Source organism: Urechidicola vernalis (assembly GCF_031846385.1).
Classification (GTDB): Bacteria; Bacteroidota; Bacteroidia; order Flavobacteriales; family Flavobacteriaceae; genus Urechidicola; species Urechidicola vernalis.
This window is the reverse complement of sequence record NZ_JAVRHV010000009.1, coordinates 30,753-55,285: the sequence shown is the minus strand read 5'-3', so window position 1 is coordinate 55,285 and position 24,533 is coordinate 30,753. Positions and strand designations below refer to the sequence as shown.

Below are 24,533 nucleotides of genomic sequence, written 5' to 3'. Positions count from 1 at the left end.
AATTGTTATTTTTGAAATAAATTTTTAGACAATGATGCAGGAGGCAGAAATCACTAGTTTTTTACGAACAATTTTCATTATTGTTATTGTATACTATGGCCTTAAAATGATAGGTAAATATATGGCACCCATTATTTTAAATAGGGCTGCTAAGAAATTTGAAGAGCGCGTAAAAAATCAACAGCAACAGAAGCAACAGCCAAAACAAAATGTTGGTGAAACTGTTATAGATAAGAATCCTAACCAATCCAAATCTTCGAATAATACGGTTGGAGAATATGTTGACTACGAAGAAGTCGATTAATATTAATTAAGCAATTAATTTAAATGAATTTTAAAAAGCTTATTCCCTATGCAGTAGCAATTGTAATTTTTGTTATTGCATCTTTGGCGTATTTCTCTCCGGTTTTGCAAGGAAAGAAAATCCAACAAAGTGATATCACACAATTTATTGGATCTTCTAAAGAAATTGTTGATTATAGAAAACAACATGATGAGGAGCCTTATTGGACAAATACTTCTTTTGGAGGAATGCCGTCATACGTTGTAAGTACGTATTACCCATACGATTTTATTAAAAAACTAGATAGTGTAATTCGGTTTTTACCAAGACCGGCGGACTATTTGTTTCTGTGTTTTGTAGGTTTTTTTGTTTTATTATTGGTGTTAAAAGTAGATTGGAAGTTGGCTATAATCGGAGCGCTCGGATTCGGATTCTCTACTTATTTTATCAGTTTATATGCCGCTGGGCATAACGCAAAAGCACATGCAATTGGTTATATGCCTTTAGTGCTTTCGGGTATTTTATTAGTGTTTCAACGTAAATATTTATGGGGGTTTGTTGTGACCGCCTTAGCCATGTCACTTGAATTAATGGCGAGTCATATTCAGATGACCTATTACTTAATGTTTGCTGTTATTATATTGGGTATAATTCAATTTATAGAAGCATTTAAAAAGAAGGAATTACCTGAGTTTTTTAAAGCAATTGGAATTTTGGTTGTAGCCGTAATTATTGCGGTGGGGACTAACGCTACAAGTTTAATGGCGACCCAAGAATATGCGAAAGAAAGTACACGAAGTCAAAGTGAATTAACTATTAATCCTGATGGATCTGAAAAAGAGAAAACATCGGGCTTATCTACAGAATATATTACTGAATATAGTTACGGACAATGGGAAACATTTAGTTTGTTTATTCCAAGATTTGTTGGTGGTACAAATGGTGAACGCGTTGATGAGAGTCAGTTACGTGAATTTTTACAAGATGCAGTTAATAAAGGATTAAATCCTGGAGATGCAAACTATTTAATGCAGGTGTCTTCAATGTATTGGGGTAAAATGCCATTTGTTGCTGCGCCGTATTACATAGGAGCAATATTCATTTTTCTGTTTGTACTTGGACTATTTTTGGTAAAAGGGAAATATAAGTATTGGTTACTTGCAGCAACTATTTTCTCGATTCTTTTGAGTTGGGGGAAACATTTTGCCTTCTTAACCGATTTCTTTATCAATTATGTGCCACTTTATAACAAATTTAGAGCGGTGGCGTCGATACAAGTTATTGCAGAATTGTGTATTCCATTGCTTGGTATACTTGGAGTAAAAGAATTACTAGCAGATAACTTATCTAAGGAGGAGAAATTAAAAGGATTAAAATTAACGACTTTTATTGTGGTTGGTTTGGCTCTTCTATTTGTGGTTCTAGGAACAAGTTTATTCTCTTTTGTAACTCCAATAGATGAACAGATTGATGCTCAGGTTGCAGGGTTTTTAGATGCCATTGTTGCCGATAGGCAGTCGCTTTTCAACGGCGATGCGATAAGAACGTTAGGTTTTGTTGCCGTGTTGGCTGGGTTAATCTGGATGTTTGTTCAGAATAAAATTAAAGAACTTGTTTTTGTAGCAATATTAGGTGTTCTTATTGTATCGGATTTAGTAAAAGTGGATAAGAGGTATGTAAACGATGCGCATTTTACTTCGGCAAGAAAAGTTAATAAACCATTTAATGCTTCGGCAATTGACAAGGAAATTTTAAAAGATAAGGGAACATATAGGGTTGCTAATTTAAATAGAAACCCGATGGCCGATGGTGTAACACCATATTTTCACAAATCCATTGGAGGCTATCATGCTGCAAAACCTAGACGTTATCAAGAATTGTATGATTTTCATATGGCTAAGGGAAATCAGGAAGTATTTAATATGCTTAATGTAAAGTATTTTATTAGTTCTGATGATTCAGGTAAAGAGATTTTGGAGCAAAGTGATGCTGCAAACGGTAATGCTTGGTTTGTGAATAAAATAGGGTTTGTTGATAATGCCAATGAAGAAATAAAGGCATTAGATAGTCTAAATTCTAGAGAGATTGCAATTGTAAATAGCGCTCAGTTTTCTAATGTCGTAGATGGTAGAGATTTACGTTTTAGTAAAGATTCTTTGGCAACAATTCAATTGACAGACTATAAACCAAACTATTTGAAATACAATTCAAAAAGTAACATGGAAGCCTTCGCGGTATTTTCTGAGATGTATTACAAGAATGGGTGGAATGCATACATTGATGGTAAATTAGTTGAGCATATTAGAACGAATTACATATTGCGTGGTTTGTTTGTTCCTTCAGGAGAACATACTATCGAATTTAAATTTGAACCGACTGTAATTAGAAAAGGGAATACGATTACGTTAATATCATATACACTTTTATTAATAATTCCATTTGGTTGGTTTATGATTGAAAAAAGAAAAAAAAATGTACAAGAAACTACCAAAGAAACGGTATAAGCATACCATAGAATTTCTACAAGAGGTATTGCCAGCACCGGCCACTATTTTAGATTTGGGTGTGAGAAACCCATTTAGTGAAATAATGGAATCTTATGGTTATACCGTGATCAATACAGAAGGAGAAGATCTAGATTTATTGCCTGAAATTGTTAGGAAACATAAAGTAGATGCTGTTACAGCTTTTGAGATTTTTGAACATTTAATTGCCCCGTTTAATGTATTAAGAGAGATAGAAAGTACTAAGATAGTCGCTTCTATTCCTTTGAACTTATGGTTCGCAAAAGCCTATAGATCTAAAACGGATAAATGGGATAGACATTACCATGAATTTGAAGATTGGCAATTCGATTGGTTGTTAGAAAAATCGGGTTGGGAAATTAAGAAAACATTAAAATGGACTAGCCCAATTAATAAAATTGGTATTCGACCAATTTTAAGAAAGTTTACTCCAAGATATTACGCCGTTTATGCTGAAAAAAAATCTGATTGATGAGAATCGGGATGATTTTAGACAAACAGTTTCCACCGGATCCTCGTGTGGAAAATGAGGCGATTTCTTTAATAGAAGCAGGGCATCAAGTATTTTTATTCTGTTTGTCTTATGATAAATATCCGTTGCAAGAAAAAGTTAACGGGATTAATGTTTGTCGGTTTTCCTCTTCTAAATTAGAGTATAAGTTGTCTGCTTTGGCTTATTCTTTTCCATTTTACTCCAAGATAATGGAAAAGAAAATAGGGTATTTCCTAAGCGAGAATAATATCGAAGTTATTCATATTCATGATATTCAAATTGCCCAAGCAGTTTTTAATGCTAATAAGCAATTTCAGTTGCCTACTGTCTTAGATTTACATGAGAACAGACCAGAAATTATGAAGTTTTATCCACATTTAAAGACCTTTCCAGGGAAATATTTGATAAGCCCAAAAGTGTGGAAAAATAAAGAAGAGGTGTTTGTAAATAAAGCGAAAAAGGTGGTTGTCGTAACCAATGAGGCCAGAGAAGAAATCTTAAGTAGAACACATATTGTTTCAAATGATATATGTGTTGTTCCAAATACAGTCCGAAAGGGATTTTTTAAAGCCCCTAAAATTGATGCTAATTTGGTAAAAGAATTTGATAACAAGTTTGTATTGCTTTACATTGGAGATACAGGGGATAGGAGAGGACTTTCTACAGCCATTGCCACTTTGCATAGTTTAAAGAATGATATTCCCGAAATTCTATTGGTAATTGTTGGAGCAAGTACAAACGATTCTAATTTACTGCAACAAGTTAAAGACCTTAGTCTTGAGAATTATGTTGATTTTAGAGGATGGCAGGATGCATCTACCTTTGCTAGTTATATAAGTTCGAGTGCTATTTGCATATCACCTTTGCATCAGAATCGCCATCATGATACAACATATGCAAATAAAATATTTCAGTACATGAGTTTTGGAAAACCTGTTTTAGTGAGCGATGTTAAAGCACAAAAGAATGTTATAGAACATGCAAATGCGGGTTTAATTCATAAAGAAAGAGATAGTGAAGATTTTGCATTGAAAGTAAATGAACTTTATGCAAATGATGGATATAGAATAAAGCTAGGTGAAAACGGCAAATACTTTGTTCAAAACGAATTTTATTGGGAAAAAACTTCGAAAGAATTGATTAAATTGTACTCAGATATAAAATCTTGAAAGTTTTAATTCTTACATATTATTGGCCACCTGCTGGTGGTAGTGGCGTTCAACGTTGGTTGAAGTTTGTTAAGTATCTGAGAGAATTTAACATTGAGCCAGTTGTGTATACGGTTAAAGATCCTAATTATCCGTTATTGGATTTTAGTTTACAAAGCGATATTCCAGAAGGAGTTGAAGTTATTCAGCAACCGATTTGGGAGCCTAATAACTTACTTGGTAAGAAGAAGCAGACAAGTGCAGGTTTTTTAGATAAGAACCCGAGTGTCATTGGTAAAATCATGCAATATATCCGTGCTAATTATTTTATTCCTGATGCGCGTAAATTTTGGATACAACCTTCTGTAAAATATTTATCAACGTATTTAAAAGAAGATCCTGTTGATGTCATCATTTCTACAGGTCCACCACATAGTTTGCATTTAATCGGCATGCAATTAAAAGAAAAATTAGGTGTGAAATGGGTTTCTGATTTTAGAGATCCTTGGACAGATATAGATTACTTTCATCAATTACCGTTAACTCATAAATCGATTCAAAAACACGAAAAACTGGAGCAGAAAGTTTTAGAAAATTCAGATGCTGTTTTGGTTGTTGGAGAAACGATGAAATTAAATTATGATAAATTTAATGACAATATTTATGTTGTAAGCAATGGATATGATTCAGCCGAAATAAAGGGCGAAAACAAACTTGATAAAGAGTTTTCGATCACTCATATTGGTTTAATGAATAACGATAGAAATCCGGAAATACTTTGGGAAGTTTTAAATGAATTAAAGACTGAAGTGAATGGGTTTTCTGAAAATTTAAATATTAAATTGGTAGGAAAGGTTGCGCAAAGTTGTAAGGTAAGTATTTCTGCTAATGCATTAGATGAAAATGTTGAGTTTGCTTCTTACATTCCACATTCTGAAGTGCAAGAAATACAACAATCTTCACAAGTATTGCTTTTGGCAGTAAACAAAGTGCCAAGTGCCAAAGGAATTATAACAGGAAAGATATTTGAATATCTATTGGCAAAACGGCCTATTTTAGCAATTGGTCCAACCGATGGTGATTTGGCGCAAATTCTTGAAAAAACAAAAGCCGGAACTATTATTAATTTTGAAGAAAAGAGATTGTTGAAATCGACTATATTAGATTTGTATACTGCATATAAATCAAATACGTTAACTTGTAATTCAATTGGAGTGGAACAATATCATAGACGAAATTTAACGCAACAATTGAGTACAATACTAAAAGAACTTTGATGAAGAAAATTGTTACTATTTTAGGAGCAAGACCACAATTTGTAAAAGCAGCCGTTTTAAGTAGAGTTATTGCTTCTCATAAGAAAATAGAAGAGGTCATTGTGCATACTGGTCAGCATTACGATAATAATATGAGCGAAGTGTTTTTTACTGAAATGGAAATTCCTAAGCCAAAATATAATTTACAGATTAATGGATTAGGGCATGGTGCAATGACTGGGCAAATGATGGAGAATTTAGAGGAGATTCTATTCTGTGAAAAACCAGATGCAGTTGTGGTTTATGGAGATACCAATTCTACAATTGCTGGGGCACTAACTGCAAAAAAGATGCATATTAAAGTTGTTCATATAGAAGCCGGTTTGCGCTCATTTAACATGGAAATGCCCGAAGAAGTAAATAGAATTCTAACAGATCGAATTTCGGATTTATTGCTTTGCCCAACGGATACAGCAATTGAAAATTTAGATTCTGAAGGCTTTGAAAATCTTCCAATAAATGTTGTGAAATCTGGCGATATTATGAAAGATGCGGTGGATTTTTATAGTAAGACATCTGGAGAAAAATCTAGTATTATATCGGATTTAGAATTGGTTAAGGATAATTTTGTTTTGGCCACAATTCACCGTCAAGAAAACACGGATGACCTTGAAAAATTGAAAGGTATATTCATTGGGCTAGAGGAAATTTCGAAAAAAAAGCAAGTTGTATTACCATTACACCCAAGAACAAGAAAAATATTGAAACAAAACAATTTGAATTTTGATATTAAATTTATTGAACCAGTTGGGTATTTCGATATGTTGGAATTATTGAAGAATTGTAACTTGGTTGTTACCGATAGCGGTGGACTTCAAAAAGAAGCATTTTTTAATAAGAAACATTGCTTAATTGCAAGGGAAGAAACTGAATGGGTAGAACTTGTTTCAAATGGATTTGCTATAATTGTAGGAAGTAATCCTAAAGAGATGAATGTATCTTTTGAGTTGTTCCAGAATGTAAAATCAGATTTTAGTTTAGAACTTTATGGAGATAAAGTTGGCGATAAAATTCATTCAGAAATAATTCAACTTTTAAGCAATTAAGATTTGGGAATTGTATTAAGTCAGTCAATTAGAAATACCTTAATCCTAATTCTAGGATTTACTATTGGTGGCATTAATACCATTTTATTATATACCAAATTTTTGTCCGATGAATACTACGGACTCATTATATTTTTACTTTCTACTTCGGTTTTGCTACTTCCATTATTGGTTTTTGGAATGCAACACTCTGTGGTAAAGTACTTTTCATCGTACAAAACAAAACAAGATCAAGATTCCTTATTAACCTGGTCATTGATTATTCCGTTACTTGTAATTATTCCTCTTGGAATATTTGGTGGATTAGCATATGAAACTATAGCAAAATTTTTATCGGTAAAAAATGAATTGATTAAAGATTATACATACCTCATATTTTTTACAGCCATTTTTATGGGCTATTTCGAAGTCTTTTATTCTTGGGCTAAAGTTCAAATGAATTCTGTTTTTGGAAGTTTTATAAAGGAGATCTTTGTCAGAATTGGTGTTACAGTTTTACTTTTTTGCGTTTATTTTAAGTGGTTGAATCCAGAAGAATTTATCTATGGCGTTGTATCGCTATATTTTGCGCGTATGTTAGTAATGTTGGTTTATGCGCTGTCAATTTATAGGCCAACATTGACATTTACGAAACCAAAAAATTTTGTGGAGATTTTGCGATATTCAATGTACCTGATTTTGGCAGGTTCAGCGGGTTCTATTTTATTAGAGATTGATAAGTTTATGATTCCGCAAGTAGAAGAATTAGCAAATTTGGCATTTTACGGAGTGGCAGTATTTATTGCATCTACAGTTGCGATTCCCAATAGAGCCATGCAGCAAATTACAAATCCTATTACGGCAAAGGATTTGAATGAGAATGAATTGAGAAAAGTAAAAACGTTATACAAACAGAGTTCTATAAATTTACTTGTAGTTGGTGGATTGTTGTTTTTACTAATCAACTTGAACATTAACGATATTTATAAAATTATTGGAGAGGGGCAATATGCAATTGCTATTTCTGTTGTTTTGATAATATCGTGTTCAGAATTATATAAGTTGGCTTTAGGAACAAACGGTGCAATTCTTACGAATTCAAAATACTATAGAATGTTCTTTTATTTTTCATTAGGAATGGCAGGAACGGTAATTGTCTTGAATCATTTTCTAATTCGGCTTTTAGGCATAAATGGAGCTGCTTGGGCAACCTTAATGACAGTTGTTGTTTTTAGTACGATTAAGGTTTTATATTTAAAGCGTAAATTAAAGATGCAGCCTTTTGCTAAAGAAACGATTTATATTATTGCCGTCATAACCGCAATATTTGGAATTTTTTATTTTGTAGACTTTCCGTTTATATCTATTGTAAATATTGGGTTAAAAAGCGCAGTTGTAATTCTATTGTATGTAATTATAGTATATAAGTTGAGAATTTCTAAAGATGTTAATGAATTGATTAATCAGGTGATTAAAAAATAATTTAACGTCTAATAAGACTAAAATGACCTTTACGACTTCTTACTTCACCATTTTTATCAATTAACTGAGCGGAGAACCAATAATCATCTGCAGGTAATTTCACTCCATTATAATAACCATCCCAGCCTTGTTGATTGCTATTCAACTTTGTGATGATTTTTCCGAAACGATCATAAATATAGATGATAGAAGCACTATAAAAATTTTGATCTATTCCTAAAACTTGCCATGTATCATTATGTCCGTCATCATTAGGAGTGAAAAACTTTGGGTATCCAATTACTGATACTTCAATTTCTGAAATACCACACCCATTTTTATCATTAATATAAATAGTGTGTATACCTGGCATAACAAAATCAAAGAATGGTTCGTCTTGGTAAGGACCGTAACTATCGTCTAGCGAATATTCATAATCACCTTTGCCTAAATTTTCGTTCTCAGTGCTAATGGTAATTGTGTTGTTGTCCGAGTCGTCTACAATGGTAATATCGTCGTAATCAATTTTTGCTTGTTCTGAATATACTGCATAAATTTCTTTTGATCTTGAGCAACCAGATCCATTTGTTTTTGTCAATGTAACAGTGTAGGTTCCAGAAGTCGAAATATCGATGCTAGTAGCATTTGAAACAAATGCTCCATTTTCATCAGTCCATTCGTACTCTAAAACTTCAGAAGGGTCATCCTGGTAAACATCTAATGTTATGGTTGAGTTTGGTCCAGATTCACAAATTATTCTTGTTGAATCAACAGAGAATTCAGGTAATTCATCAATAATGAAATCGATGCTGTTTGTTACTGGGCATGTTCTGTTTGCTGGATTTGTAACCACAACATTAATAGTTTGAGGTTCAGTTGTAAAATTACTAGGGAAGGGGCTTGTAATGGCGTTTCCATTAAGGTCAAATAAAGGGTTCATGGCAGCATCGAAATAATTTATTTCCATACCAGATTGGGCGCCAATAGTTGTTTCTAGATTTGAAGTATCAAATTGTGCAAGTAATAAACCGTCGTCTGGATTCGGGTCGCAAATAGGAGAGATTATTACAGTATTATTTATTGGTAATAAATCAACTGTAAATTGAACTGTATTACTATCGGTACATGCACCATTGGGATCGTTAGTACTGTTGTTGGTTAAAGTATAATGGACGGTTTGAGAAACAGTTAAAAAACTATTTGGAAATGGACTGTTGATGCCGGTTCCGATATTGTCGGTTAGAGGATTACCGCTTGCATCGAAATAATTAATTGTAATAGTTGATGGGTCTTGACCGTTTAAGATATCATTTTCTAAAGTAGATGTGTTAAAAAGGAAAACTCCATCTTGGTCATTATCACATTCTTTATATTCATTTATTAGCGTTGCAAACGGCAAAGCTTCTACATTTATTAGATTTGTAAACTCTTGCAAGCCTAAACAGTTATTTCCTAAATCACTTTTAACTCTAACCCATATACTTTGTGCTGTTGGAGCGTTCGTATTTTGATGAGTACTAATGTTTGTAATTTCATTCGTTTCAAGTTCAGCATCAAGTAAACTCTCGAAGAAATGTACAGAAACATTAAATGTGGAAAAAATAGTATTTGAAATGTGATTTTGAATTGGACTTAAATCGAAAGTTGAAATACCGTCTCTAATGTTCGTTCCATCATCACATTTATACATTGGTGCTGGATTGTAGTTTGAAAGTGCGGCACTTGATGGATTAACTTCTAACGAAATGGTTTCTGTTCTATAGCATCCATTTGGATTTTCTATTCGTATCCATACCACCTCAGTTACAAAAGGATTTGTGTTGATGTAACTTGCTGAATTTGTTATTTGATTGATTCCGTTTTTTGCATCAACTAACGAATTGTAAAAGGTAAACGTTAAGTTTTCAGAAATATAATTGGGGTTAATTTCTTCTTTTATACTTGGTAATTCTAAATTAAAGGATGCAATTCCGTCATTGGAAGCATCATCGCATTGCGCGTATAAATTTGGTGTGCTTACATTGGGCAATTCAAAAACTTCTACTTGAAATGATGTATCTGTATAACAACTTGGTTCTAAATTATTTGAAACTATAACATATATTGTTTGTAAGTTTCTAACCGAGTTTTGGAATGAGGTAGGTGTCAATATTTCACTTGCCACAGTAAGGTTTGAATCTGTAAAATAACGAAGGTTAAAATTTGTCGAAGATTGACCGTTTAAAATTTCAGTTTCTTTTTGTGTTAAATCGAAAATGATAATTCCATCCGTATCGTTTCCAACTGAATTGTTATCACATTTTCCTAGATTAGAAATTGAGGAACTGTCGAGTGGAAAAGGGCTCTCAAATACCTGAAGATTGAAAGATGTTGTATCAAAACAAGTGGTGTTTAGTGTGTTCTCAACTCGAGCATAAATAATAGCATTACCACTTTCGTAAGGGCCTGAAATTGGATTTAAATTAAGATCTGCGTCGTTTTGTGAACTATGATAAGTAATAGACATTGTCGGATCAGCATTTATTACTCCATTTTGATTGCTTAAAATAAAAGGCATGGTGCCATTATTATCGTCATCACATAGGATCATATCTGACGGTGTTGCGGCAATAGGAAGTTTAATAACGGATAATTCAATTTCATCGGAATATAAATTACAACTATTGCCAGCTCGGACAAGAAGTACCCGATATTTAGAAGTGTTTAACATTAAAGGACTTGCTCCAATAGTTAGGGTATTCGATTGTACCCCTGAATACAAAGCGTCATTAATTAGAGGTGTCCAATTTATTCCGTCAGTAGTTGTTTCCCATTGATATGAATCCGCTGTTGAAGAATTTATCGTAATAATAGCATTTGACAATTCACAAACTTCAGTATTTATTGGTTGTAATTCAATTAAAATAGGTGCAAAAATTAGATAATCTGCATTTGGTATAGTGTAACCATTGGAAGCACTTGTTACAATACCTTTTGTATTGACTGTTATCGTAACATCTCCTAATAGACCATCGTTATTTACGTCAGAAAAACCTGCTTCAAAAGTGTCAAAACAATTATCACCATCACTATCTAGATCTAGGTAATTGAGTATTGTGTCGGTGTCCGTATCAAGAACTGTATAATTAATAATACCACTATCTGGAGACGTTTCTAAAGAGTCTTCTAAACCGTTAGATCCTACCGTTGTTGCGTTGGAGCCATCAATGACACCGTCAAAATCGGAATCTAAAGCGTTGCCTACAGACTCTTCTATATCATAGATTCCGTCATTGTCACTATCTAAATCCAAATAATCCAAAACTCCATCTGTATCAGAATCAATTGGAATTCCATTTATATCGAATACATCATCTAAACCATTATTATCAATGTCTGTATTGCTTAAATTAAGTAATAAACCTTGGTTTTCAATTAAATCTGTTATGCCATCATTATCGCTATCATAATCTAAACTATCTTCAATTCCATCTGAGTCAGAATCTAGTTTTACACAAGTAGCAGTAATTTTAAAGGCCGCTTGGTTTGTTGAGGTTTCTGAATTATTTATATGTGTATAATTAAATCTATCAATGCTATCTGCTAAAAAAGAAAACGTCCCAGAGCCTATTGGCAACGAAGCGTCTTTTAATTTAAAGCGTATTTCAAAGGATGAGACTTGCGTTACTCCAGTTTCAAAAACACCATCATAATTAGTGTCTACTAATAGTTGATCATCAGGATCTAATAAAGTCACAGTTCTTGTATTTGGCACCTGAATCACAAATTCTTCATCATTAGTTAAAAGTCCTGAACCAAGTGAAGTTGAAGTTGCTTGTTCAAACCTAAGATTTAAATTTTGATTAAAGACTAGGTCATAGTTTAGGCTCGATGTGGGAGTGCCATTTTTACTGGGTATTTCACTTAGAAAACCGCCATCTGTTGCTCCTTTAAACGGAGTAGAAGATGCGTTACCTATAGTTGTAACAGTTCCGGTATAAGTATAGCCACCAATGGGAATGGAACCACCATTAATATTGGATAAGTTGATGTTTTGGTCTCCATTAGATTCCTGACAATTTAATATTCCATCATTGTCATTGTCCATATCAATATTATCTATGATTCCGTCGTTATCTATATCGTCAGGGCAAATACTTACAGGCACTGCTAAAGACTCAAGCGTTAAATTTGAGCAAGTGAGTATGCCTATGAGTTTGTACGTTCCTGATTGAGTTGGGGTGTAATCTACGGTGTTAATTCCGGTTGCTACATACCCAGTTCCATCATCATAATACCATTCAAAACTGTCAAAATTAGCGGCATTTGCTACTGAAAGTGTAATGTTAGGTATGCAAATTCCTAAAGAAACAAAAGCCGCATCAAAATTTATTTCAGGTGGCGTTGGGAATCCAGAATAAAAACTACCTGACGTAGCAAACCCGTTATAGTTGTAATATGCACAATACAATTCATCATCGCTCTGAACAGAAATATTGCCAGACAAACCAGAGACTTTATATGTGATGTAATCTGAATTACCAGTAACACTGCTTGGCCCTACAGAAGCATAACTACTAATGGGGTTATTGTTTATTGTTACTGTTGCTCCTGTTTTTGTAACAATTGATAATCCTCCAGAATAAATCGTATTTCCAATACTTTCTATTTGAGCAATATTGTCTAGGTTTCCTCTAGTTTCGCAACTTAGCGGAGGCACAAAAAACATTCCTTGGTTTGCTTCTCCACTTCCTCCAAGTCCTTGATATGCAAATACAGGTTCTGAAGTTTCTACATACATATTTCCTAAGGAATTGTACTCATTTCCTTCAATAAGATGATAGTCACCCGCATTTAGAGTTATACCGGTAGAAACTCCGTTAATATTTATAGTTGTATTATCGCTATGGGCAACGATTAATACATTTTCCCAATTGTCTGAACCATCTCCGCGCACAAAGATGTATTCGTTCCCAACTTTAGATAAATCAACTATTTGGTCAATCCCATAATCTCTACCTCCGCCATTATGAAAGCTTCCATTCGCAGAGCCGCAATTAACAACAATATTTTTGTCAGAAGTTACAAGGGTTCCAATAAGCCCATCCCGGTTAACAGAATTTTCAGAACTATTTGTTGCTAGAATATAACTTTCACCTTCATTTAGAGTTATCGAAATTGGTGTTGTTCCGGTATAGTTTTTTATTGAAATTCCAGTTGGTAAATCGCTAAAAGATACAACGGTATTATCTTCAGTTGCCATTACCGAAACGAAATTTAAGTAATTAGTTCCAGCATTTTCATTTGTAAAGCTTCCTACTCTAAATGTTGTGCCTAGGGCTGTTAAACCTTTACTGACTAATGCGCCAGCTTGAGCACCTCCGCCGGCTTCCATTCGTACAGAAACGTAGATTACGTCTTCGGCTTCTACTATGTATCCTTTGTTATTGGTAACCGTACTCGTGGTACTTGAGGGCATAAAAAGTTGTGAACTACCATTTCCAATATAAATTTCTTGAGGAGAGGTGTTTGATACAATTCCTGTAATGTGGTTTGTAGCTGGTTCACCAATAGGAATTATAGTATACGTAATGTTAGCTGCACTGGGAGTTGATAAATAAATGTATTGATCTTCTGGATTGGCATTGCCAAATTCAGCACTTGTTAAGGGGGGGATATAATGTGTTTTACTCAATTGTCCATTTACCTGAATAAATGCGACTAAAAAAAAGACAATTGAAAATAGAACTGTAAACCTTGTGCTGGTCATTAAATATTTTTTTCTACAACTATTAAAATGTAATTTAAAACTACAGTTTATAGTTTAATTCTTAAATGTTCTTTTTGTTTCAATTTTTTTGAATTCACTTTGTTGGAAAAAACTAAAAATGAAGTCTAAATAAAATTTAGACAAGTTAACGGAACAAACGTTTAAATATCGAAAAAAAATTAACGCCTTATCATACTGAAATTACCTTTTCGCTCTCTGGTATTACCGTCTTTATCAATAAGTAAAACACCGAACCAATAATCGTCTGAAGGTAATAATTTACCATTATATAAACCATCCCATCCTTCACTTTTAGGATCAATTTTGTCCAAAATTTTACCAAAACGATCGTAAATGTAAATAAGCGATGTTGGGTAAAAATTTTCATTTATTCCTAGTATTTGCCAAGTGTCATTTACACCATCATAGTTTGGTGTGAAGAACTTAGGGAAACCAACAACCGATATTTCTAAACTTGCAATACCGCAATTATTCTTATCTCTAACATATATTGTATGAATACCAGGCGCAACCATTTCAAAGGTAGACTCATCTTGATACGGACCAAATTCGTCATCTAATGAAAATTCATAATCACCTATTCCTAGATTTTCATTTTCGTTATTAATATGAACTGTGTTATTGTCTGAATCGTCAGTAATTGTTACATCTTCATAGGATATTGAGGCAATATTAGATTCTGAAACAGTTACCGTTCTTGCGTCAGAAATACAAGTATTGCCAGACGAAGTTGTATAACTTGCAATAACAGTATACACGCCACTTGAATTCACAATTGCAGTCGGTTCAGTACTAATTAAATCTCCATTGGCATCCGTCCATTCGTAGTTAAATGCTCCGGAAGGATTTAAGGTTTCTAATGTTATCGGAGGTAAATTAAGGCAAACTGTGGCTTCAGTTATAACTTCGAATTGAGGCAAAGGTTCAACGATTAATGTTACATGATGTCCGTTTCCTAAACAATCATTTCCTAATGAACTATCAGCTCTTACCCAAATTTCTTGCATACCTGGACTGTCGATATTTTGATAAGAAGAAGGATCTGTTATTTCATTAATTTCACTCGTTGCATCTGCTTCATTTTGATAGTAGTGAACATCAATATTTACAGGGAAAATAGCTTCAATTTGAGCCGTTACACTGCTAAAATCAAATGTTGCTATGCCATCGTTAGTATCCTGCCCATCATCGCAATTGTAAAATGTTTCTAAAAAAGAAGCAGGAATTGCTGATGGTTTTACTACTAATTCAAATTGAGAAACTCTAAAACACCCGTTTTCATTTTCAACTCGAACCCAAATAGAATTGTCAATGTTTGCAATTTCATTCGTGTAATTTATTGGGTCTATAATTGCATTTGAATTATTTAAAGCGTCAATGTTTGATTCGAAATAACTAAAAACTTCGGTAGTAATGTTTGTAATGATTTCAGTATTAATCTCAGTTAAATTAAAAGTGTTAAATCCATCAAAATCGTCATCACATTGCTCTAGAACAAATGGAGATGGGTTTATAGATGGTAATAAATTTACTTTTAACTTAAATAAATTCTCAGAAAAGCAATTTGAGTCAATTATGTTGGTAACTTTCACATAGATGGTTTGCTCACCATCAGAATCGTTTAAACTTGGATCGTTAAAGTAACTGGTAATATCATCTCCATTAATTGGTGTGGAGTTTTCTGGAATTTGGTTTGAATAAGTATTGTCGGTAAAATAACTTATAGAAAAATCACTTGGATTTTTTCCGTTCAATAGTTCAATTGCTTTCTCAGTTAAATTAAAACGGATTATCCCATCGGAATCTGTTCCGAATGAGGTGTTGTCACATTCAATTATAGGGGCAATGTTAGTTGGGGTTACCATGTCAAATAGCGTAACCGAAACTTCCAATCGATCAAAACTTTCGCAGACACCATCATTTTGAGATGCGTAATAATACTGGCCATCCAAGAGCAAGTCAGAGGCTAATAATAAATTACCACCTGTAGCGGCATCGTACCATAAAATATTGCTTCCTGTAGCTGTTAAGGACGCAATAGTTGGGTTGTCAAATTCACAAAATGTTTGATTTTGATTACCAGTAGGAGCTATTGGTGAGTTTACAGTAACTTCAACAGTTTCTCTTATAGGGTTGGTACAATTATTTGTCGATACCTCTGCGTAAAAATAAGTTGTAGATATAAGTGGTCCTGTCGTAAATGCATTTCCAGTACCTAAACTAACACCGCCAGTAGGAGAGTCAAACCAGTTTATTATACCACCAGATGATGGGGTTGCGTAAATGTCTCCGGTGCCATTATGACAAATAATAGACCCGGATGTTTGTATAATAGTCGGTATTTCATAGATGGTAGCGTAAACGGGAGTTCTTTCTCCAGTCGTACATCCAACAATTGAAGTAGACACATAATAAGTAGTTGTATTTACAATATCAGGTGTGGTAAATATTGTGCCAGTTCCAACCAAATTTCCCCCAGTCGATGCATCATGCCAATGAATTGTTCCGAAATCTGCGGTTGCCTCTAGGTTAAGTATACCATTTCCGCATCTTTCATTAGAAGTTGTAGATGTTATTGTTGGAATTCTTATAGTAGTACTTGCTGAAATATTTAATATAGGGTCGCCTGTTGACCCACCATATTCAACTATATATCCTTTGGGTTGATAATCTCCTGTTGATGCACCTGTATTACTTAAATCGTTCCAGGCTCCTCGTTTACCTATATTAGGGGCAGTGATATGCGCATAATCTTCGTCTCCGGCCTGATTAGGTTCGTTGTAATTCCAATTGGCATAATTTGGAGTAGAGCCATTGGATAGACCGTTCCAAAAAACAGTTCCCGCTTCCGGGCCGGTAACCCATTTCCAAACGCCTTCAGTTTGCGCATCACTTCCGCCAATCCATCCTGCGCCAGAGGCTTGTTCTCCAGATAATTGTGCTTCTTCCGCAGATGTAATGGTTGCTAAATATCCTTTTAAACCAAAGTATGTTCTAGAAGCCGCTTCTGTACGTGCATTAGTCCATGTAATGCCTTGCGAAGGAACAAATTCATAGAAATGATCTGTTAAAGGTAAATAGTTTGCATCTCCTATAGTAATTGAAAAATCACGATCGTTTACAGATTCCGTATTAGTTGTAGAAAACTGAACACCTAAAATGGCAGCAATTAACTCAGGGTATGGAACATCTGCTCCTGAAACTCCGTATAATTTTAACTTTCCAGTTGTATTATTCCATTGTGTGATTATTGTTGGGTGTGTGCCAGTTAAAGTTAAGATGTCATTGTTTTGCTCATAGCCACTAGATATTTGAACATATAAGGCTTCAATTCCTGCATCATCGGGATCGTTGATAATAAATTCAGTTGCAATATTTATAGTCTGACCAGGACAGTACTCTTGATCTCCAGTAGCATATAAATTAGGTGGTATGTTAAGTTGAGCCTTAATAGGAATGCTAAAAAGCCAAATTATTACAAATAGAAAAAAGAAATTAATTTTAGATCCCACACATTAAAATATCTGTGTAAATGTAAAGAATTTTAATCGCAATTTTTTCAATAGAGTGGCATTGACTGTTTATTTTAGAGTTTGATAATTTATCAAGGAAGAAATTAAATAAAATGAATAATTTTAAGAGATAGATTTAACTGTAAATAATTATTATATTTACATCTAACATTGAACCAGCCAAAAAATATTTTATGATTTCAGCGATTGAAATGAATTTGCACAGAGGTGTGAAATTATTAAACTCAATTTCTAACGAACAATACTCCAATACATCAATCGCTCCATATTATTCTAGTATAGGCCGACATATGCGTCACATTTTGGATGTATTTGATTGTGTTTGTGAGGGTTTGCCAAACTTAAAAGTTGATTTAACCGCGCGTAAGAGAAATGAAATTGTAGAATTGGATACTGCAGAAGGAATCATCTATTTTAATCAAATTTTGGAAAAATTAGCAGAATTGAAATCTGCAGATCTTGACCAATTTATAACTGTTATTGATGATCTTGGGCTTGGAAAAGTAGAGCAAACGTATACATTAGGGGGTTTGTTAATTCAGACGCATAGTCATGCCATTCATCATTTTGCTAGTTTAGGGTATATTATTTCACAACTTGGCATTCAGATTCCCGATGAAGATTTTGGTTTTAATCCAACAACTCCAAAAGAAAAGTCTTTAGCGAGTCAATGAATGTAATCTTTTTGTATATCGTTTAAGATTTACTAAGTCTTTTAGAAATGAACTTGTTTTGGTATAAGGGAAATGTAAGATGAAATGATTTGTCTTTGCAATTTTATAAATGGTTTTCCAATGTGTAGCAATGGATTTTACCGCTTTAAAATAGGAGTGAGTCGATGCGTCATAAATATGAGTTGGTTCTGAAATAATACCGTTGATTTCTAAAATTTTATAGTTCTCTCCATTTAATAAATCATCAAATTGGTTGTATTTAATATCAATGCGACCGTAATACCAGCCATCAATTTTTTTATTTAAACTATCAAATGACTCCTCGAGTTCTTTGGATATAAAATCATTTCCATTTATAAATCGAGTCCCTTTACAATGGTTTCCGATGGTGTTTAATATAAATTTTTCTCCATTTTTTAAAATCGAATGTAAAGTATTTCCATGTAATTCTTGTAAAAGATTTAAATACAATCGGGCTCTTTTGTCTTCTGTAATTAACTCTTCAATACTTTTTTTTCCGGTACCTGTAACGGTTAAAAACTCCTTAAAAGTAATGGAAGTTATATGTCCTTTTTGTTCGTCCGGTATTCTATAATAAAAAATGCCACACTCATTTGGAAGATCTATGAATTCTTGAATAATTACTTTTATCGGATATTTAAGAAGATACTGCTCTAATTCTTCTCTTGAATTTATTTTTTTTACGAGAAGACCTCTAAAACCAATATCTGGTTTTGCAATAAGAGGAAAATTTAGGTGCTCTTGTTTTATTTTTTCTAAAACCGTTTCTATTGGTTCTCCTTCGCATATTAGGACAGTTTTTGGTCTTAGACGTTCAGGAATCATTTTAATTGTATCAAATTTAGATTCCATTCCGTTACCTGAATTATAAATCCCAGGGTTTACGGCACTATAAAAAACAGGGCTTTTAGCTTTTACAGCCAAATAGCATGCATAAGGAATATTAGGTAGGTAGAACATGTATGATGGCCAATACTCCCAATGTTTAAGTTTGTATAAAAACGTTTTTCCACTCATTATTTGGCGAACAGGCCTTTTAATATTGTCCTAACTCCAATAAAACCAAGAACGATTGCTACCAAACAAATAATAATACCAATTCCGGTGAAAAGATAATTGCCTTCATTTGCAGCTCTAAAACCAATAGTTAAGACAAATGGTCCAAAAAACATCAGCGGTAAAGTAATTGCTAAATATTTGATTCCAGTTACTATTATTTCTTTTTTATTTGACATTGTAGTTGTTTATTGCGTTACGAACACTTCCGTATTTTAATAGTAATTCATTAGCAATCGAGGCTTCGATTTTTAATTCATCCATTATCATTTCCGTCCCTCTGTTCACTAGTTTTTCATTTGATAGTTGCATATCTACCATTTTATTTCCAACTACTTTTCCTAATTTGATCATTGTTGCAGTAGAAATCATATTTAGAATTAATTTCTGAGCAGTTCCCGCTTTCATGCGAGAACTTCCAGTTACAAATTCAGGACCAACAACACAAACAATCGGAAATTTTGGAACAATTGCTAAAGGACTTCCTTCATTCATTGTTATACTTCCTGTAATAATACCTTCTTTGTTACATTTTTTTAATGTTGATATTACATATGGAGTTGTTCCAGAAGCGGCAATTCCAATAACGACATCATTTTTATTAATGTTTTTTTCATTTAGATCTATCCATCCCTGGGTAGTAGAGTCCTCGGCGTTTTCAACGGCTTTTCTAATCGCTGTATCTCCTCCAGCAATGAGTCCTTGAACGAGTTCATGTGATACGCCAAAAGTAGGTGGACATTCAGAAGCATCTAATATTCCTAAGCGGCCACTAGTACCTGCTCCAATATAAAATAGTCGCCCTCCAATTTTAAGTTTTGAAACAATGATTTCAACTATTTGTTCAATTTGTGGAATTATTTTAGAAACTGCTTGTGGAACGGTAATGTCTTCTTGGTTTATATTGGTTAATAGTTCATTAACCGACATTTTTTCAAGATGATTATAATGTGATGATTGCTCTGTTGTTTTTGTAAAACTCATATTTTCAAAGATAAAAAAAAGCCTCAATTTGCATTGAGGCTTTTTAGTTTATTTAAGTAACGATTAAAAATTATCAATCGTATTATTTAATGTTGCACTAGGTCTCATTGCTGCACTTGCTTTTGAATCACTTGGGAAATAGTACCCTTCTAGTTCAACTTCATTTCCTTGAGTGGCTAACAATTCTTGAGCAATAGTTGCCTCATTCGCTTTTAGGGTTTCAGCTAAAGGTGTAAATATTGCTTTTAATTCCTCATTTTCATTTTGATTTGCTAATGCTTCGGCCCAATACAATGCCATATAAAAATGACTCCCTCTGTTGTCTATCTCATTTACTTTTCTAGACGGAGACTTATCAGTATCTAATAATTTAATAGTGGCTTCATCTAAAGTGTCCGCTAAAATTTGCGCTTTGTCATTTCCGTTCTTTTCAGCAAAATGCTCTAATGAAACGGCCAATGCTAAAAATTCACCTAAAGAATCCCAACGCAAATGATTTTCTTCAACAAATTGTTGAACGTGCTTTGGAGCAGATCCACCCGCACCTGTTTCAAACAAACCACCTCCATTCATTAATGGTACTATTGATAACATTTTTGCACTTGTCCCAACTTCTAAAATAGGGAAGAGGTCAGTGTTGTAATCACGTAATACATTACCTGTAACAGAAATAGTATCTAGACCATCTTTAATTCGATCTAAAGAGAATTCAGTTGCGTCAACAGGAGATAAAATTCTAATATCTAAACCAGTTGTATCATGATTTGGTAAATAGGTGTTTACTTTTTTAATCAATTCAGCATCATGTGCTCTATTTTTATCTAACCAGAAAATAGCTGGAGTATTTGTTGCTCTCGCTCGGTTTACTGCTAGTTTTACCCAATCTTGAATTGGTAAATCTTTAGTTTGACATGCTCTCCAGATATCACCAGCCTCAACATTGTGTTCTAATAAAGTATTTCCTTCTTCATTTACAACTTTAACAACTCCTTCCGTAGCAATTTCAAAAGTTTTATCATGACTTCCGTATTCTTCTGCTTTTTGAGCCATCAAACCTACGTTAGAAACAGATCCCATCGTTGTTGGGTCAAAAGCGCCATGTTTCTTACAAAAATCAATAGTGGATTGATAAACGCCAGCATAAGAACTATCAGGAATGACTGCTTTTGTATCTTGAGATTCTCCATTAGCATTCCACATTTGTCCTGAATTACGAATCATTGCTGGCATAGAGGCATCAATAATTACATCACTTGGTACATGTAAGTTGGTAATTCCCTTGTCAGAATTCACCATTGCTAATGCAGGTCCATTATCAATACACGCTTGTATGTCTGCTTTAATTTCAGCTTCTTTATCTGCAGGTAAATCTCCTAATTGTTTCAAGATATTTCCTAAACCATTGTTTGGATTGGCACCAATTGATGCTAAAGTGTCTCCGTGTTTTTCAAAAACATCTTTGAAAAAAGTTTTTACCACATGACCAAAAATAATAGGGTCTGATACTTTCATCATAGTTGCTTTCATGTGCAATGAAAACAAGATTCCATTTGCTTTTGCATCTGCAATTTCCTTTTCGATAAAAGATACTAAGGCCTTTTTACTCAACGCCGTAGAATCAATAATTTCACCATTTAGTAAAGTAACTTCTGATTTTAAAGTTGTAGTATTTCCTTGGGTGTCTGTATGTAATATACTAACGGTCGTAGTATTTGTAACAGTTGTAGATTTTTCGTTTGAAGCAAAATCGTTTTCACCCATTGTAGCCACATGAGATTGTGAGTCTGAACTCCAAACTCCCATACTATGAGGATTTTTTCTTGCGAACTCCTTAACAGGTTTCGGAGCTCTACGATCCGAGTTTCCTTCACGTAAAACAGGGTTTACTGCACTTCCTAAAACTTTTGCATAACGTCCTTTAATTTCTTTGTCACTATCAGAGTTACCTTCTGGATAAGATGGGATATCGAACCCTTTTGCTTGTAATTCTGCAATTGTAGCATTTAATTGAGGCAATGAAGCACTGATATTTGGCAGTTTAATAATGTTAGCTTCAGCGCTTTTAGCCAATGCACCAAGTTCAGTCAAGGCATCTTCTTGCTTTTGATCTTTACTCAAATTTTCAGGAAAATTTGCTAATATTCTAGAAGCAAGAGAAATATTTTTAGTTTGTACTTCTATGTTTGCAGTTTTTGTAAAACCTTGAACAATTGGCAACCAAGAATGTGTTGCTAATGCAGGAGCTTCATCTGTAATGGTGTAGTTTATGATTGATTTATTGCTCGTCATGTTATGATAAATTTTTGTGGCGAGCAAATTTACGGATTAATCATTAAATTTTTAGTTTGAATTAAGGATTAATTGATTGTTTTATTGATGATGTTTAAAAATTTCAATGTTTTTTTTGTGAGAAGAGCAAAAAACAAAAGCCATAATAAAGGACTGCTCGTTTACTATGGCTTTTTGCTGGAGTCATTCTACAACATATGTGCTACTTTCGTATCACACCTAGAAATTTTTTCATCGTAAACTTTCACCGCTCAAATCCCCAACGATTGTTTATTTCTAAACCCCTCTATAGTGATATACATGAACTTGCTACTTCAATGTCAACCAATCCAAAATAACCTTTTGTTACTTCGTTTCTCCGATTGCTGAATCCCATGCTAAAACTTTGTTGTAACCCTTTAATAAGCATTACTCGTTTTAAGCACTTTTATCCAACAGCCTTCTAAATTCATATATTCTCTAATGGTATGCTAAATACTTTATAGACTATACTTTTACTAAATTTAAAAGACGATGTTCAAGAACATTTAAGAATAACTTTGAATACACTTCTCCGTTATTTCTTGTTACAAATATATAAGATGCGTTAAATAATTTCCAAAAATTCATGTGTTTAGTTCTCAACAAGATATAAACGGGGTTTATTAACAAATGTTTACAAACTAAAAATCCCGATTTGCATTGCAAATCGGGATCTAAACTTTTTGATGTTAGTTTATTATCTTCTAACTTCTTTGATTCTTGCTTTCTTACCTGTAAGTTCTCTAAAGTAATAGATACGTGCTCTTCTTACTTTACCTTGCTTATTCACTTCAATCTTTTGGATCGCTGGTAAGTTAATTGGGAAAATACGCTCAACTCCAACTGTTCCAGACATTTTTCTGATTGTAAAAGTTTCTGAAGAACCAGAACCTTTACGTTGAATTACAGTACCTCTAAAGAACTGTGTACGTTTTTTATCTCCCTCTCTAATTTCGTAATACACTGTTATAGTGTCACCTGCTGAAAACTCAGGAAATTCGTTTTTTGTTACAAACTCGTCTTGTACGAACTTTACTAAATCTGCCATTTTTATTTTTTTATAATGGTTGTAAGAAAACCAACATTCACGATTTTCGTCAGCGGTTGATTTTGCGTGTGCAAATGTAGGGAATTTGTTTTGTTACGCAAAAATAAGTTTTAGTTTTTTTAATCCTTGATTTTAGGCCAATTAACCTATTTTTAGGTTGTTATTAATCCTCTAATAAATCTGGGCGGATATTCTTTGTGTGCTCGTAGGCTTTTTCCGCGCGCCATTCATCTATTTTAGGAAAATTTCCAGACAATAATATTTTGGGAACTTCCATGCCATCGTACACAGCCGGACGTGTATATACAGGTGGACTTAATAAATTATCTTGAAAAGAATCGGTTAAGGCAGAAGTTTCATCTCCAATAACACCAGGGATAAGTCTAATGACCGCATCGCAAACAACAGCTGCCGCTAATTCACCTCCACTTAAAACGTAATCTCCTATAGAAATTTCTTTTGTTACAAACTTATCTCGAACTCGTTGATCCACTCCTTTATAATGGCCGGTAAGAATGATAATGTTCTGTTTTAGAGATAAATTGTTTGCAATGGCCTGATTTAATACTGGTGCATCAGGAGTCATATACAATATCTCGTCATAGGTTCGCTCACTCTGTAACTCTGAAATGCATTTGTCAATTGGTTCAATCATTAGTACCATACCAGCCCCACCACCAAATTGATAGTCGTCTATTTTGCCATATTTATTGATGGCGTATTTGCGTAAATCATGAAAATGAACCTCTACAAGTCCTTTATTAATGGCGCGTTTTAAAATGGAATGTTCAAATGGGCTTTGCAATAGGCCAGGAGAAACGGTAATGATGTCAATTCGCATAGGTGCAAAGATAACTTGTTTAATGCAGTTTGCAAATAAAGAATA

General features: G+C 33.6%; 16 protein-coding genes. 8 read left to right on the top strand and 8 right to left on the bottom strand.

Annotated elements, in window-relative coordinates:
- Positions 1-31: 31 nt before the first annotated feature.
- The 7 genes from RM519_RS13715 to RM519_RS13685 are packed head-to-tail and all read left to right on the top strand — an operon-like array spanning position 32 to position 8,272.
- Positions 32-304, top strand: coding sequence for a DUF4834 family protein (locus RM519_RS13715; RefSeq protein ID WP_311594401.1), 273 nt, complete (start codon positions 32-34; stop codon positions 302-304).
- Between the two features lie 23 nt (positions 305-327).
- Positions 328-2,787 (top strand): YfhO family protein, encoded by a 2,460-nt coding sequence (locus tag RM519_RS13710; RefSeq protein WP_311594400.1) that lies wholly within the window; start codon positions 328-330, stop codon positions 2,785-2,787.
- Positions 2,756-3,280, top strand: coding sequence for a class I SAM-dependent methyltransferase (locus tag RM519_RS13705; protein WP_311594399.1), 525 nt, complete (start codon positions 2,756-2,758; stop codon positions 3,278-3,280). Before RM519_RS13710 ends, RM519_RS13705 begins: the two co-directional genes overlap by 32 nt.
- Positions 3,280-4,470, top strand: a complete 1,191-nt coding sequence (locus RM519_RS13700) for a glycosyltransferase family 4 protein (RefSeq protein WP_311594398.1) — start codon at positions 3,280-3,282, stop codon at positions 4,468-4,470. The genes RM519_RS13705 and RM519_RS13700 overlap by 1 nt, the downstream gene beginning before the upstream one ends.
- On the top strand, positions 4,467-5,726 hold the full coding sequence (locus RM519_RS13695) for a glycosyltransferase family 4 protein (RefSeq protein WP_311594397.1): 1,260 nt from the start codon (positions 4,467-4,469) through the stop codon (positions 5,724-5,726). The genes RM519_RS13700 and RM519_RS13695 overlap by 4 nt, the downstream gene beginning before the upstream one ends.
- Positions 5,726-6,811 (top strand): non-hydrolyzing UDP-N-acetylglucosamine 2-epimerase, encoded by a 1,086-nt coding sequence (gene wecB, locus RM519_RS13690; RefSeq protein ID WP_311594396.1) that lies wholly within the window; start codon positions 5,726-5,728, stop codon positions 6,809-6,811. Before RM519_RS13695 ends, wecB begins: the two co-directional genes overlap by 1 nt.
- A gap of 3 nt (positions 6,812-6,814) precedes the next feature.
- Positions 6,815-8,272, top strand: a complete 1,458-nt coding sequence (locus tag RM519_RS13685; protein WP_311594395.1) for a lipopolysaccharide biosynthesis protein — start codon at positions 6,815-6,817, stop codon at positions 8,270-8,272.
- Position 8,273: 1 nt separating this feature from the next.
- Here the strand turns inward: RM519_RS13685 and RM519_RS13680 are convergent, their stop codons facing one another.
- A complete protein-coding gene (locus RM519_RS13680; protein WP_311594394.1) occupies positions 8,274-14,000 on the bottom strand; it encodes a T9SS type B sorting domain-containing protein in 5,727 nt (1,908 codons plus the stop codon).
- Between the two features lie 179 nt (positions 14,001-14,179).
- Positions 14,180-17,533, bottom strand: a complete 3,354-nt coding sequence (locus RM519_RS13675; protein ID WP_311594393.1) for an Ig-like domain-containing protein — start codon at positions 17,531-17,533, stop codon at positions 14,180-14,182.
- 194 nt (positions 17,534-17,727) lie between these two features.
- On the opposite strand from RM519_RS13675, the gene RM519_RS13670 reads away from it, so the two are divergent.
- On the top strand, positions 17,728-18,228 hold the full coding sequence (locus RM519_RS13670; protein ID WP_311594392.1) for a DinB family protein: 501 nt from the start codon (positions 17,728-17,730) through the stop codon (positions 18,226-18,228).
- Here RM519_RS13670 and RM519_RS13665 read toward each other — a convergent pair.
- The 6 genes from RM519_RS13665 to trmD all read right to left on the bottom strand — a co-directional run bounded on the left by RM519_RS13665 (position 18,214) and on the right by trmD (position 24,488).
- Complete coding sequence (locus tag RM519_RS13665) at positions 18,214-19,266, bottom strand: ATP-grasp domain-containing protein (protein WP_311594391.1); 1,053 nt, start codon at positions 19,264-19,266, stop codon at positions 18,214-18,216. The two genes, RM519_RS13670 and RM519_RS13665, sit on opposite strands and share 15 nt — an antisense overlap.
- Entirely contained in the window at positions 19,266-19,484 is a 219-nt protein-coding gene (locus RM519_RS13660; RefSeq protein WP_311594390.1) for a DUF6095 family protein, read from the bottom strand. Before RM519_RS13660 ends, RM519_RS13665 begins: the two co-directional genes overlap by 1 nt.
- Positions 19,474-20,289: an N-acetylmuramic acid 6-phosphate etherase gene (murQ, locus tag RM519_RS13655; protein WP_311594389.1), complete on the bottom strand. Its 816-nt coding sequence runs from the start codon at positions 20,287-20,289 to the stop codon at positions 19,474-19,476. The genes RM519_RS13660 and murQ overlap by 11 nt, the downstream gene beginning before the upstream one ends.
- 63 nt (positions 20,290-20,352) lie before the next feature.
- Entirely contained in the window at positions 20,353-22,578 is a 2,226-nt protein-coding gene (locus RM519_RS13650; protein ID WP_311594388.1) for an NADP-dependent isocitrate dehydrogenase, read from the bottom strand.
- Positions 22,579-23,296: 718 nt separating this feature from the next.
- A complete protein-coding gene (rplS, locus tag RM519_RS13645; RefSeq protein ID WP_311594387.1) occupies positions 23,297-23,647 on the bottom strand; it encodes a 50S ribosomal protein L19 in 351 nt (116 codons plus the stop codon).
- A gap of 163 nt (positions 23,648-23,810) precedes the next feature.
- On the bottom strand, positions 23,811-24,488 hold the full coding sequence (trmD, locus tag RM519_RS13640; RefSeq protein WP_311594386.1) for a tRNA (guanosine(37)-N1)-methyltransferase TrmD: 678 nt from the start codon (positions 24,486-24,488) through the stop codon (positions 23,811-23,813).
- Positions 24,489-24,533: the final 45 nt, after the last annotated feature.

Excerpts from the sequence above, each read along its gene's own strand:
- RM519_RS13715 (WP_311594401.1), top strand. The coding sequence starts at position 32 with ATGATGCAGGAGGCAGAAATCACTAGTTTTTTACGAACAATTTTCATT.
- RM519_RS13710 (WP_311594400.1), top strand. The coding sequence starts at position 328 with ATGAATTTTAAAAAGCTTATTCCCTATGCAGTAGCAATTGTAATTTTT.
- RM519_RS13705 (WP_311594399.1), top strand. The coding sequence starts at position 2,756 with ATGTACAAGAAACTACCAAAGAAACGGTATAAGCATACCATAGAATTT.
- RM519_RS13700 (WP_311594398.1), top strand. The coding sequence starts at position 3,280 with ATGAGAATCGGGATGATTTTAGACAAACAGTTTCCACCGGATCCTCGT.
- wecB (WP_311594396.1), top strand. The coding sequence starts at position 5,726 with ATGAAGAAAATTGTTACTATTTTAGGAGCAAGACCACAATTTGTAAAA.
- RM519_RS13680 (WP_311594394.1), bottom strand. The coding sequence starts at position 14,000 with ATGACCAGCACAAGGTTTACAGTTCTATTTTCAATTGTCTTTTTTTTA.
- RM519_RS13670 (WP_311594392.1), top strand. The coding sequence starts at position 17,728 with ATGATTTCAGCGATTGAAATGAATTTGCACAGAGGTGTGAAATTATTA.
- RM519_RS13665 (WP_311594391.1), bottom strand. The coding sequence starts at position 19,266 with ATGAGTGGAAAAACGTTTTTATACAAACTTAAACATTGGGAGTATTGG.
- RM519_RS13660 (WP_311594390.1), bottom strand. The coding sequence starts at position 19,484 with ATGTCAAATAAAAAAGAAATAATAGTAACTGGAATCAAATATTTAGCA.
- murQ (WP_311594389.1), bottom strand. The coding sequence starts at position 20,289 with ATGAGTTTTACAAAAACAACAGAGCAATCATCACATTATAATCATCTT.
- RM519_RS13650 (WP_311594388.1), bottom strand. The coding sequence starts at position 22,578 with ATGACGAGCAATAAATCAATCATAAACTACACCATTACAGATGAAGCT.
- rplS (WP_311594387.1), bottom strand. The coding sequence starts at position 23,647 with ATGGCAGATTTAGTAAAGTTCGTACAAGACGAGTTTGTAACAAAAAAC.
- trmD (WP_311594386.1), bottom strand. The coding sequence starts at position 24,488 with ATGCGAATTGACATCATTACCGTTTCTCCTGGCCTATTGCAAAGCCCA.